General features: G+C 53.2%; 9 protein-coding genes. 5 read left to right on the forward strand and 4 right to left on the reverse strand.

The window, feature by feature from the left end:
* Positions 1-38 precede the first annotated feature (38 nt).
* The 4 genes from PZBJ_RS10865 to PZBJ_RS10880 all read right to left on the reverse strand — a co-directional run bounded on the left by PZBJ_RS10865 (position 39) and on the right by PZBJ_RS10880 (position 5002).
* The gene (locus PZBJ_RS10865; RefSeq protein ID WP_101762498.1) at positions 39-1328 is read right to left on the reverse strand and encodes an HAAAP family serine/threonine permease; all 1290 of its coding nucleotides are present in this window, start codon (positions 1326-1328) and stop codon (positions 39-41) included.
* A 380-nt stretch (positions 1329-1708) separates the two neighbouring features.
* Complete coding sequence (locus tag PZBJ_RS10870; protein ID WP_101762499.1) at positions 1709-2704, reverse strand: glycosyltransferase family 2 protein; 996 nt, start codon at positions 2702-2704, stop codon at positions 1709-1711.
* A complete protein-coding gene (locus tag PZBJ_RS10875; protein WP_101762500.1) occupies positions 2701-4008 on the reverse strand; it encodes an oligosaccharide flippase family protein in 1308 nt (435 codons plus the stop codon). The genes PZBJ_RS10870 and PZBJ_RS10875 overlap by 4 nt, the downstream gene beginning before the upstream one ends.
* A gap of 16 nt (positions 4009-4024) precedes the next feature.
* Positions 4025-5002, reverse strand: coding sequence for a glycosyltransferase family 2 protein (locus PZBJ_RS10880; protein ID WP_101762501.1), 978 nt, complete (start codon positions 5000-5002; stop codon positions 4025-4027).
* A gap of 1022 nt (positions 5003-6024) precedes the next feature.
* Between PZBJ_RS10880 and PZBJ_RS10885 the strand changes: the two genes are divergently transcribed.
* The 5 genes from PZBJ_RS10885 to PZBJ_RS10905 all read left to right on the forward strand — a co-directional run bounded on the left by PZBJ_RS10885 (position 6025) and on the right by PZBJ_RS10905 (position 12515).
* Positions 6025-7665, forward strand: coding sequence for an ATP-binding protein (locus tag PZBJ_RS10885; RefSeq protein ID WP_101762502.1), 1641 nt, complete (start codon positions 6025-6027; stop codon positions 7663-7665).
* Positions 7658-8350 (forward strand): response regulator, encoded by a 693-nt coding sequence (locus tag PZBJ_RS10890; RefSeq protein WP_101762503.1) that lies wholly within the window; start codon positions 7658-7660, stop codon positions 8348-8350. Before PZBJ_RS10885 ends, PZBJ_RS10890 begins: the two co-directional genes overlap by 8 nt.
* A 170-nt stretch (positions 8351-8520) precedes the next feature.
* Positions 8521-9609, forward strand: a complete 1089-nt coding sequence (locus tag PZBJ_RS10895; protein ID WP_101762504.1) for an ABC transporter substrate-binding protein — start codon at positions 8521-8523, stop codon at positions 9607-9609.
* A gap of 73 nt (positions 9610-9682) precedes the next feature.
* Positions 9683-11452, forward strand: a complete 1770-nt coding sequence (locus PZBJ_RS10900) for an ABC transporter permease (protein WP_101762505.1) — start codon at positions 9683-9685, stop codon at positions 11450-11452.
* Entirely contained in the window at positions 11445-12515 is a 1071-nt protein-coding gene (locus tag PZBJ_RS10905) for an ABC transporter ATP-binding protein (protein WP_101762506.1), read from the forward strand. Before PZBJ_RS10900 ends, PZBJ_RS10905 begins: the two co-directional genes overlap by 8 nt.
* Positions 12516-12597 lie beyond the last annotated feature (82 nt).

Here is a 12597-nt window from a genome sequence, read left to right on the forward strand (position 1 = left end):
AAGGTCGCCATGCCTGGCGACCTTTCTAATATGTATGCTTAACTGACCAGCGAATAAGCAATCGACGAAATCGCCAGCACGCCAACGATCACCACAAACACGTTACTGATTTTTCCGCTGTACTGACGCATCGCCGGCACTTTCTGAATGGCATACATCGGCATCAGGAACAGAATCATCGCAATAATCGGCCCACCCAGCGTTTCAATCATGCCCAGAATACTGGGGTTCAGCGTCGCCACCAGCCAGGTGGTCAGTAGCATAAACGCGGTGGTCAGGCGATTCAGACGCTGCGGCGTGACGGTTTTACCGCGGCTGCGCAGCGACTTCACCACCATGCCGTTAAACCCTTCGCGCGCCCCCAGATAATGCCCGAGAAACGACTTCGTGATCGCCACCATTGCCACAATCGGGCCCATCCACGCAATCATCGGCACATTAAAGTGGTTGGCTAAATAGGAGAGAATGGTGATGTTCTGATCTTTCGCCGCCTGCAGATCGGCGGGCGACAGGCTCAGCACGCAGCTGAACACAAAGAACATCACCGTCACGACCATAAGCAGATGGGCGTTCGCCAGGATGCGCGAACATTTCTTCTCCGCGCCTGCGCCGTACTCATCGCGCTTGGCAACAGCAAAAGAGGAGATAATCGGCGAATGATTAAAGGAGAACACCATCACCGGAATAGCCAGCCACAGCGTCATCAGAATGCCGTGGCCGCTTACATTTGCATCTAACGACAAGGTTTCCAGCGCTGCACCATGCCAGTGCGGTACCAGATAAGCCGCCAGCAGCATCAGCACCGCCACAAACGGGAACACCAGTATGCTCATCGCTTTCACAATCATCTGCTCGCCAAAGCGCACCACCGTCATCATGCCGATGATCAGAATCAGCGACAGCAGCGCACGCGGCGGCGAAACCAGCCCCAGCTGATGCACGATAAAGCTATCCACGGTGTTGGTGATCGCCACGCTGTACATCAGCAGGATCGGATAGATAGCAAAGAAGTAGAGCAAGGTGATGATCTTGCCAGCGCCCACGCCAAAGTGCTCTTCCACCACTTCGGTAATGTCTTCGCCGGGATTTTTACCGGAGAGCACAAAGCGCGTTAACGCGCGGTGCGCGTAATAGGTCATCGGGAAGGCAAGAATCGCCATGATAATCAGCGGAATCAGCCCGCCTGCACCGGCGTTAATCGGCAGGAAAAGCACACCCGCACCAATCGCCGTACCGTACAGACCCAGCATCCACACGGTATCACTCTTACGCCAGCCCTTAGCCGCCGTTTCTACGGTGCCAAGCGTACCGGTTTGTGAGTTGTCCATCTGTCTCTCCAGAATTTCAAGCTTTATCAACATGCAGCCACAAAGATGGCTACCAATCATGGCGTGGGCTGCTCCGCCCGGCCGGAACGCAAAGGATGACGCTTCATGAGATGAAATTCACGCATCCTGATGTTTTGTGCCGCAGTAAATGCACGAAATATGCGCGCAATCGATTGCATGGGGCGCTATTTGACATGAGACGCGGAATGAGTGCAAGAAGGAGTAACGGGGAGTCAGCAGAAAGGCGTGAGGAAAGTGGAAAGGTGTGGCAACGCTGGGCTGTTACCACGGGTGGTGCAGATGACATTAAGAGCAACTCCCCCGGCCACTAGCCTCTGATACAGCAAATGCGTCCAGAGGCTAACGCCGGGAGAATTTAATTAGAATGCGCGCATTCTGTAGAGTGCATAAAGAAAATAGTACGCTGTGAGTGTATTCAAATTCATAATCATGTACTTCAATTTTTCATTTTTATTCAGCAGGATGAAAATACCTTTTGAGTATTTACCCCGCTTTATTTGATCAATTTCCTGGGCAATATCCGCAGGTGAAAACGATGAGTGATACATTGCGGTCACGATTTGCATATCCAGCGCCAGCACACGTTTGGAGATGCCTTTAAGGAAATAGTCGAGATCGCTGGCCTGATATTTACTGATAATCGAATCATACAGTGCGGTGAGAAACTGTTTACGTACTTTCAGTTCACTGTATTGCACTTTACGCTTCGATAATGAACCCGCCACATCTTCATAATGATAAGCCGCACCCGGTGTGACCAGAAAATTGCTAATGCAGCTGAAGAATTTAAGGTTAAATAGCAAATCCTCGCTCATCGAGATACCTTCCAAAAAGCGCAGGTTCAACTCCTCAATAATCTGACGGCGATAACATTTGTTATGCAGATAACCGATGTTATCACTCATCTCCAGCTCACCGAGCACATAAGGAATGTCCTCCTGACTGAAGAAGCCCGCCTGCGACACTTTGCCCACGCGGTTGTCGTTGAGGTTGCCCACCATCAAATCGACAGATTCCGCTGGCCAGGCATCGAGATTCTGTTTGAAGATCATCAGGAAGTTATCATCCACCCAATCATCCGCATCGAGGAATAACACATATTCACCGCTGGCTTGCTGCATTCCGCTATTTCGAGCGGCGCTGACACCGGCATTAATTTGGTGAATTACCGTGACCTGCGAATAAGCACTAAACTCCTGCAGAATATTCGCGGTTGAATCGCTGCTGCCATCATTAACCACAATCACTTCGTAACTGCTGAACGTCTGTTTAAGCACGCTCAGTAAGGTACGTTTAATGGTTTTTTGTGAGTTATAGACGGGAATGATAAGACTAAACAGGGGTTTTTCATTCATGATAAACTCTCTTTACTGTCTGAGGTTTTGATATTGTTAAATAACAGCCATAGTTTCCTGGGATTGATAAAAATTTGATGAATACGCATTACGGGTTGAGCAGGGAAAAAGTAATTAAGCAGGGAGAAAGATAAAAACTCGGTTAATACCACGCTCATGGCCGCGCCATTTAAACCGAAATAAGGAACCAACAATAAAGAGGAGGCCACGCAAATTAATAACACCACGAAGGTTTTCTTCACTAAATAGCGATATCCGTTGTACTTAATAATGAAACGATCCATCACGCTGCTTAGCACCGCGCACATCGCACCCACGCTGAGTAACAGCGTTGGCGCTACCGCATCGAGATACTCCGCACCGTAAAAGTCACGGATAAACCATCCGGACAATAACCAAATCGCCAGAATCACCAACGACGAGACACCTATCACCAGCAGATGTAATTTCTGCGCTTTGATAATCGATTGCCGATCGTCACGTTCGGCAAAGAACGCCGGGAAAAAGGAAGCCAGCAAGGCATTGGGTAAAAATACCCACGCGGTGGCGAGCGTCAGCGCGACAGAGAAAATCCCCGCCTCTTTCACGCCAAGGAAATACGACACGCTGATTTGGTTAACGCGGGTATAAATCGCCACCGCAATCACGGAAAACACCAGAGAAATACCGGACGCCACCATATAGCGGGAATATTTCTTCATCTGGCGCAGTGCCGGAATCGGTACCTGACGATGGTATTTCAGGAATATCGTCAGTTTGATGGCAAAAGGAATAAAGGTCGCCAGTACGATCGGAATCGACAACAGTTGCGGATCCAAACCGTAATACGAAATAAAGAAGCGCACGGTTAAACTGATCGCCAGCCCCGCCAGATTGGCGATGACATTCAGGCGCGCATTAAGCATCGCCTCGTTGTAGATATTGACCAGATCAAGCGAAGAAAACAGACAGGCAATCGCCGCTGCGCAGACAAATACCCGCGCTTCAGCACTCCACTCTTCGCCCATAATCAGCATGCCGCTGGCTGCCAGAACGCCGTAAATCACTAACACCAGCAAAAAGGTCGCCATCATTAAGCGCATGCCGGAGTGATGATTTTGCGATAAGCGTTTCAGCAGAATCACATCGCTGCCCATCAGCGCGATGCTTTGGATGAACTGAAATACCAGCATCGAAATCGAGATAATGCCGAAGGTGGTGGGCCCCACATATTTCGCCACATAAGAGGTGACAAATATCAGGCCGAACACCGCAATCAGCTTTTCAGCGATCATCCATAGGGAATTTTTTAATTTATCTTTCACAACTCAACCTCAGCGTTTATTTCTGTGCCAGGCGGCGCAGACGCGATACCAGTCGTGGACTGACAAAAAACAGCGCAAAGTACAGGCTCCACGGATTGAGCATCAATCCTGATGTGAAATAGGACTTGAAGCTGCGACGGTAGAGCGAAATATATTCATCAATAAAGGCGCGGCTGAATCCGTCGCTGTGCAGCGCTTTATAGATATAAGACGAGGTCACTTTTAAATAGAGATGGTAATAACAGCGGCTATGCTGCGCGGATAAAAACGCCTGCATGCCATTAAACGAACGCGCAAAGGAGAAATGCTTTTCGCGTAACGCCGATCGCGTGGCGGAGTTGGTGGATTCCACATAGTAATAAACCACCTGCTGGGTGAAGATCACCTGACGATCCTGTTGCAGGTGCAGGTAATTGACCACAAACAGCAGATCTTCGAAGTTATAAATCTCCTCGTTGAAGGTGAGCTGATGCTGACGAATCACATCACCACGAAACACCTTGTCGCAGATGCCGTGACGCGGATTGAAATAGAGCAGATCGTTAATCGCCGCCGAAGCGGTCAGCTGGCGCGCGTCACTGCTGTTGGCCGGGAAATCGAGCGGATCGCCTTGCGGCGTGAAGTGCTGCGATTCCCCACCCACCATGGCGATGTTGTTTTGCATCAGCCGCACATAGGTGGCAAACGCGCTGGCCGGCAGAAAATCATCGGCGTCTAAAAAGCACAGCAGTTTGCCGCGCGAGGCGCGAATGCCCTGATTGCGCGCCGACGAAACGCCGCCGTTGGTTTTGTCGATAATGTGAAAATGTGGGTAGTGGGCGTAATTCTGTAATATCGCGAGCGAGTTATCGCTGGAGCCGTCATTAATAAATATCGCTTCAAAACGGCTTTCTTCCTGCTGTAGCAGGCTGTCAATGCATCGCTCCAGATACGCCGCGGCGTTATACACCGGCACGATGACGCTGATCAAAACGTCGTTAACGGGATTTTGCATATAACCTCTGGACTCTGTCGGAGTAAAAGTTGCGGACGGAAAAAGTATTCGCTGAACATTGCAGTGATTAACAGTGCACGTTGCTTGCGCCCGGCTTAACATTTATTGCCTGTCTATTTCAGAGTTTCCTCAGGTCAAATAAAACTGGCCTTTAATTCTCTGTAAAAAGATCGCTAAATAAGATAATCGCCAAATAAACCGTGCAGATTTATTCTGCTTTCGTCAGGTAAAACAGGCAGGCTACCGCCCCAGGCTTGCAGCTACCTGTTTACTGACTACGCATAAACCCACTTTTCAGGCATAAAAAGGCTGCGCTGCGCTCGCGAGAGTTCAGTTAATTTTCAGCCAGTTACGTTTTATCTTGCGGTGATTTGGCTTAATGGCGTCACCACGTCATTCACGGCGTACTTAAATTAAATTTTTATCTGTCTGGTAATGAGCGAAAAAAACGCTGACGTTTTTATCGCGCTCATCACCAAAAAAAGAAATGCCGACCGGGGCTGAGTAGGTGCATCAACAGACGGGCCTTCTCAACGAACGTCACGACATTAACGATATTTGCTGTGTGCCCTGCACTTTTATTACTTCGGCGCGTCTTTTGCGTTCCGATGAGTGCAAGTGGCGTTAATTCAGTGCGGCGTTTGCGGTCGCACTGCAACGGGCTTAATGCCCAAAATTTGCGATCTAATTCAAAACTTTTCCCGGCATTCTCACCACTCCGGGTTATAAGGTCAATGGTTGCCAGGCCAAACCGGAATTTACTCAGAGAAAGGCTGGATTAAATAATGGCGCATAGATTAGCCGTGGTGAATTGATTTTTTGCTGATTGATTAGCGCCACAGCAGGCGAATACCAGGAATAAGATGGGAATATCGCTGACATGGTGCCAACAGTAACCAGCGCCTAAGCCGCGCCGGGATTGAAGCCAGCTCACAACTCTGAAGATAGCGTGTCACGGCACGCATTTTCGCGTGCTAGTCTCCAGCCATGCCTCTCTCCAGTTTCTCTTTACTGCAGGTTGTATGAAACGCAGATTATCTTTCCAGGTAAAACTCTTCCTGTCGCTGGTGCTGTTTTCCTGCCTGCTACTCGCCCTGCTGGGCACCATTCTGTTTCATTTTATCGATCGCCAACTGCATCACGATTTGGGACAGCGCGCGCGGGTGCAGGCCAGTGAAATTGCGCTGATGCCCGGCCTGGCGGAGAAAGTAGCGCGCCGTGATATCGCTGGCATCGCCGCGCTGATTCAGCCGCTGCGCAACCAAAGCGATGCCAGCTATATCGTGATTGGCGACACGCAAGAACACCATCTCTACCACTCGGAATCACCGGAGCGCCTCAATTTACCGATGATTGGCGGCGACAATGCCGAGGTGCTGCAGGGCAAAACCATTATTTCGGTGCGCAAAGGCGGCATCGGCGTGTCGCTGCGCAGCAAGGCGCCAATCTTAAATGCCCAGCATCAGGTGATTGGCATTGTCTCGGTGGGTTATCTCACTTCCTATATTGCCAATATCAACGTTAGCCTGCTGTGGCAGGCCAGTTTGTATGGCGTGGCGCTGCTGTTGCTGCTGTTTATTTTTTCCTGGATGTTTAGTCGCAACCTGAAAAAACAGATGTTCTGGCTGGAGCCGAAGGATATCGCCCTGCTGGTGCTGCAACAAAAAGCGCTGCTGGAAGCGATGTATGAAGGCGTGTTTGCGGTCAACGCGGAGCGGCAGCTGATTCTCATCAACCGCGCCGCACGCGAGTTGCTGGATATTCAGCAGAGTGAGAGTGAACTGCTGGGAAAACCGCTGGATGCAGTGTTGCAGATTCCTGCGGCGTTTTTGCGCCAGCATGAGGTGAAAACCCACGATCACGTTACCGTGCTCAATCAGCGTCAGGTGATCGTTAACCGGGTGGCAATCGAGCTGGAACCCGGCGAGCCTGGCGGCTGGGTATGCAGCTTCCGTGATAAAAACGACATCAATACGTTGAGCAGCCAGCTGAGCCAGGTGAAACGCTATGCGGATAATTTACGCATCATGCGTCATGAACAGCTGAACTGGACCGCCACGCTGGTCGGCCTGTTACAGATGCAGCGTTACGACGACGCGATGCGCTACATCCACGCGCAATCAGCTGGCGCGCAGCAGGTGCTGGATTTTGTCTCGGCGCGCTTCACCTCACCCGCGCTCTGTGGGCTGCTGCTGGGGAAATATGTCAGTGCGCGGGAAAAAGGCGTGGAGCTGAAATTTGATCCGGCCTGCCAGCTGAGCCGCATTCCTGCCGCGCTGAGTGAAACGGCGTTGATGTCGGTGATCGGTAATCTGCTGGATAACGCCGTCGACGCCACGCTCAATGTCACAACGCCCGCCGCCCCGATAGAATTGTATATTTCTGGCCGTAATCAGGAGCTGTTAATCGAAGTGGCCGATCAGGGTTGCGGCATCGATGACAGCATTAAACCGCATCTGTTTGAGCAAGGCGTCACCAGCAAGCCGTCCAGCAACGACGATATGTTCGGTACTGAGCACGGCATCGGCCTCTATCTGGCGGCAGGTTATGTACAGCAGGCGGGCGGCAGCATTGAGATCAGCGACAACTCACCGCAGGGCACCATCTTCTCGGTGTTTATTCCGTTCCAGCCCGCCGCATTAACAGGACTTTCCCATGAATAATGCTAAGCCGCTTGATGTGGTGATTGTGGAAGATGAGCCGCATCTGGCCGATCTGCATCGTGAATATATTGAGCAGAACTTTCATCTGCGCGTGGTCGGCATTGCCGCCACGCTAGCGCAGGCGCGCGCGCTGATTGCCGCGCATCAGCCACGCCTGCTGCTGCTCGACAACTATTTGCCGGATGGTCAGGGCGTAACCTTGATTGACGATCCGCTGCTGAAGCGTTTTGAGTGCTCAGTGATTTTCATCACCGCCGCCAGCGACATGCAAACCTGTAGCCACGCGATGCGCAGCGGCGCCTTTGACTACCTGCTGAAACCGGTGTTTTTCCATCGCCTGCGCGCGTCGCTGGAGCGCTTCATGCTGCTGGTGCAGACCCTGCGCCAGATGAAGAATGTCGATCAACAGGCGCTGGATAAGCTGTTCAACCTGCCAGCCAGTGACGCGCCTGCCGCGCCATCCACCAAAGGCATTGAGTCGATTACGCTGGAACGGGTGAAAGGCTTTTTTGACGCAGCACCGCACAGCAGCTGGTCGGTTGAACAGGTGGTAGAAAACATCGGCATCAGCAAAACCACCGGCCGCCGCTACCTCGAATATTGCGTGGAGATCGGATTTATTGGCGTCGAGATGCAGTACGGCAACATCGGCCACCCGCGACGGCTGTACCGCAAAATCCTGTGATCTTGCGCAAATCCCGCGCGCGGCCACTTGCGGTTTTTATGGTGTTAATTGCCTAAACGACGCCAACAATCACACTTCGTGAAGATAACAATCCGTCACCTCTTGTGTGGAAAAGGCGATCGGCTATGTTGACCTTTAGTTCCTCAAATGTAACTAAAAGGTTAACTATAATGTCGAACATTTTCCCTCTGTCTCTGATTGCCGCCACTGTGTTTGTTTCCATGTCAGCCGTAGCGGCTCCGCCGCAAGGTTACCCTTCGGACTACCAAAGCGTGATTGATGCCGCCACCAAAGAGGGCAAAGTGGTGGTCTACTCCACCACCGACATCAAAGCCGCCGGACCGCTGGTCAAAGGCTTTGAGGCCACTTATCCCGGCATCAAAGTTGAATATAACGATATGAACAGCACCGAGCTGTACAACCGTTTTATCAGTGAACAAGCCTCGGGTGGCACCAGCGGCGATGTGGTGTGGAGCTCCTCAATGGATACCGGCCTGAAGCTGGCGACCGACTACGCGCAGGAGTACAAATCTCCTGAACTGGCGCAGCTGCCGACGTGGGCGGTGTGGAATAACAAGGCGTACGGCACCACCTACGAACCGGTGGTCTTTATCTACAACAAGCGCATGATCCCGGCCGGTGACGTGCCCGATTCGCACGCTGCGTTAGCCAAGCTGATCGCCAGCCAGACCGACAAATTCAAGAGCAAAGTCACCACCTACGATATTGAGAAATCGGGCCTCGGCTTCATGCTCTCAGTACAGGATGCCAAAGCCGACCCCAACTACTTCAAAACCCTGGCCGACGTGGCGAAAGGCGGTTTAGCCGTGCAGTCTTCCACCGGCACCATGATGGAAAGGGTTTCATCCGGCGAAAACCTGATTGGCTTTAACATTTTGGGTTCTTACGCCGAAGCGCGCGCCAAAACCGATCCGTCGCTGGGCATCGCTTATCCGAAGGATTACACGCTGGTGCTGTCACGCGTCTCGTTCATCAGCCAGCAAGCGCAACACAGCCATGCGGCTAAGCTGTGGCTCGATTACGTGCTGTCTGAAAAAGGGCAAAGCATTTTGGCCAATCAGGCCGACATCCCTTCCCTGCGCAACGATATTGAAGGCAAAAATGACATTGATGGCCTGACCAAAATGTTAGGTAACGCGCTGAAACCGATCCCGGTTGATGAAAGCCTGCTGGAATATCTGCAACCGAAAAAACGTCTGGATTACATCAAACAGTGGCGCACAGCCGCCGGTAAATAACGGCAGTACCGAAGCGCGGCCGCTGCGTCGCGCTTCTCTTTCTGTTATCTGATTCGCCATTCAGGGTCTCAATATGCGTGCATTGCAGAGAAAGTGGCAAAGCCTGCCGCGCGGCGTTGTGGTGCTGATAACCGCGCTGGTTATCTACGTTCCGCTGTCGTTTATCGTCATACAAAGTTTCTTGTCCGCCCCGTTCTTTTCGCCGTCGAAAGCGTGGAGCCTCGAGTCGTTTGAATTTATTTTCACCGATCCCGACTTCTATAAAGCGCTGCGCAGCGGATTTATTCTCGCCTTCGGGCTGGTGATCATCGCCATTCCGCTGGGCGGTATTCTGGCGTTTCTGATGGTGCGCACCGATCTGCCCGGCCGACGCATCATTGAGCCGCTGATCCTCGTGCCAATTTTTGTCTCGCCGATGGTACTCGGCTTTGGTTACGTGGTGGCGGCGGGCCCGGTGGGATTCTTCTCGCTGTGGGCACAATCGCTGTTCGGTTTTGTGCCGTGGAATATCTACGACATGTCGAGCATCGTAGTGATCGCCGGGCTAACGCACGTCCCGCACGCCTATCTGTATATCTCTTCTGCGCTGCGCAGCGTGGGATCGGATGTGGAAGAAGCGGCGCGTATTGCGGGCGCGACACCGCTGCAGGTGATGACGGCGGTGAGCTTGCCGATGGTGCGTCCTTCAATGCTGTATGCCACCGTGCTGCTGTTCTTCCTCGGGCTGGAGGTGTTCGGCCTGATGCTGGTGCTGGGCGATCCCGAAGGCAACATGGTGTTGGCCACCTATCTCTATCAGCTGACTAACAAACTCGGCACGCCTTCTTATCATCTGATGGCTGCCGTGGCGGTGGTGCTGATCTGTATCACCATCCCGCTGGTGATGCTGCAACGCCGCCTGATGCGCACCGCCAATCGCTTTGTCACCGTAAAAGGCAAAGCCTCGCAGGCGCGTGCGCTGCCGCTGGGCAAATGGCGTTGGGTGGCGGGCGCGGTTGTCGCCTTCTGGCTGACGGTGACCATTGGCGTGCCGCTGCTGGGCGTGGTGCTGCGTGCGTTTATCTCAAACTGGGGCGTTGGCGTCTCAATCTGGGATGAGCTGTCGATCAAAACTTTCCAGACCATCTGGGCGCAGCCTAACCTGCTGCGCGCCATCGTCAACTCGATGGCGATTGGGGTAATTGGCGGCGCGCTGGCGGTGGTGTGTTACCTGTTTATCGGCATCGCCATGCACCGCAAACCCGATAACACCACGCGCTTTCTCGACTACAGCGTGCTGGTACCGCGTGCGGTGCCGGGCTTGCTAGCCGGCCTGGCGTTTCTCTGGGTGTTCCTGTTCCTGCCGATGTGGCTGGATAACTCGCTCAAATCGGGCTGGCTGTCTGATTTCGTCTGGTCGCAGTGGCTGCGCGATAACCTGATCGTCTGGCTGCGGTCACTGCGCAGCACCATCTTCAGCGTCTGGCTGGCGTATACCGTGGTGTGGATGGCGTATGGCCTGCGTCTGATCTCGTCCACGCTGCTGCAGGTCGGGCCGGAACTGGAAGAGGCGGCGCGCAGCACCGGCGCCACGCGCGGACAGATCACGCGTCACGTCACTATTCCGTTATCCCGTTACGGCCTGATTGGCTCATGGCTGCTGATGTTCCTGATTTTCGAGCGCGAATATTCCACCGGCGTGTACCTGCTTTCGCCCGGCACGGAAACCATCGGCTCCATGCTGGTTTCCCTGTGGGCGGCGGGCGCGATAGATATCGTCGCCGCACTCTCGTTTATTAACATCCTGCTGGTCGTGGTCGGTTTGGGTATTGCCTTGCGATTTGGAGTCAAATTACATGATTGAATTATCGGTCGAGAACCTGCACTTAACATACGGCGACAATCCGGTGCTGAAAGGCGTGTCGATGAATTTGCAGCGCGGCGAAGTGGTTTCTCTGCTTGGTCCGTCCGGCAGCGGCAAAACCACGCTGCTGCGCGCGGTCGCCGGGCTGGAGAAGCCAACGCAAGGCACGATTGTGATTGGCAACAACACGGTTTACGCCGGCACGCCGCGCAGTGAGATCCCAGCGGAAGAACGTAATCTGGGGTTGGTGTTCCAGTCCTACGCCTTGTGGCCGCACAAAACCGTGTTCGAGAACGTGGCGTATCCGTTAAAACTGCGCAAAGTGGCGACGGCGGAGATCACCCAACGCGTGCAGGATGTGTTGGTGCAGTTGGGGTTAGGCCACCTTGGTAAACGCCATCCGCACCAGCTTTCTGGCGGTCAGCAGCAGCGCGTGGCAATTGGTCGTGCGCTGGTCTACAACCCGCCGGTGATCCTGCTGGATGAGCCGTTGTCGAATCTGGATGCCAAGCTGCGCGAAGAGGCGCGCGTGTTCCTGCGTGAGCTGATCATCAAACTGGGCTTGTCGGCGCTGATGGTGACACACGACCAGAATGAGGCGATGGCGATTTCCGACCGTATTTTGCTGCTCAATAACGGCAAAATCGAACAGCAAGGCACACCGCAGGAGATGTACGGCTCACCGAAAACCCTGTTCACCGCCGAGTTTATGGGCAGCAACAATCGGCTGCACGGCAAAATCACCGAGCTGCGCGACGGCAAAGCGCGCATCGAGGGCAAAGGCTGGGCGTTGTGGGGATTGGCGGGCGCAGGCGTGCAAAACGGCCAGGAAGCCACGGCGGTGATCCGCGTCGAGCGGGTGAAACTGGTCGAGGGGCCGGGCGAAAATCAGCTGGAACTGCCGCTGCTCACCAGCATGTATCTGGGCGATCGTTGGGAATATTTGTTCCGCACCCAGGGCGATGATTTTGTCATTCGCGCTTATGGCAGCGAGGTGCGCGATCCGCAGCACTGCCATCTGGCATTGCCGGAAAACCATGTGTGGATTTTCCCGAAATCCTGATGTTTAAGGAGGCGGCCAGCCGCCTCCTTTCTTCACTGATAATCCTCATTAAAAATAAATTTTTTAAAACAGAATAAACAGC

It is taken from the genome of Pantoea endophytica (genome assembly GCF_002858935.1).
Classification (GTDB): Bacteria; Pseudomonadota; Gammaproteobacteria; order Enterobacterales; family Enterobacteriaceae; genus Pantoea; species Pantoea leporis.

What these genes read in the sequence shown, in the direction of transcription:
- PZBJ_RS10865 (WP_101762498.1), bottom strand. Translation starts at nt 1,328, where the DNA reads ATGGACAACTCACAAACCGGTACGCTTGGCACCGTAGAAACGGCGGCT.
- PZBJ_RS10870 (WP_101762499.1), bottom strand. Translation starts at nt 2,704, where the DNA reads ATGAATGAAAAACCCCTGTTTAGTCTTATCATTCCCGTCTATAACTCA.
- PZBJ_RS10880 (WP_101762501.1), bottom strand. Translation starts at nt 5,002, where the DNA reads ATGCAAAATCCCGTTAACGACGTTTTGATCAGCGTCATCGTGCCGGTG.
- PZBJ_RS10885 (WP_101762502.1), top strand. Translation starts at nt 6,025, where the DNA reads ATGAAACGCAGATTATCTTTCCAGGTAAAACTCTTCCTGTCGCTGGTG.
- PZBJ_RS10890 (WP_101762503.1), top strand. Translation starts at nt 7,658, where the DNA reads ATGAATAATGCTAAGCCGCTTGATGTGGTGATTGTGGAAGATGAGCCG.
- PZBJ_RS10895 (WP_101762504.1), top strand. Translation starts at nt 8,521, where the DNA reads ATGTCGAACATTTTCCCTCTGTCTCTGATTGCCGCCACTGTGTTTGTT.
- PZBJ_RS10900 (WP_101762505.1), top strand. Translation starts at nt 9,683, where the DNA reads ATGCGTGCATTGCAGAGAAAGTGGCAAAGCCTGCCGCGCGGCGTTGTG.
- PZBJ_RS10905 (WP_101762506.1), top strand. Translation starts at nt 11,445, where the DNA reads ATGATTGAATTATCGGTCGAGAACCTGCACTTAACATACGGCGACAAT.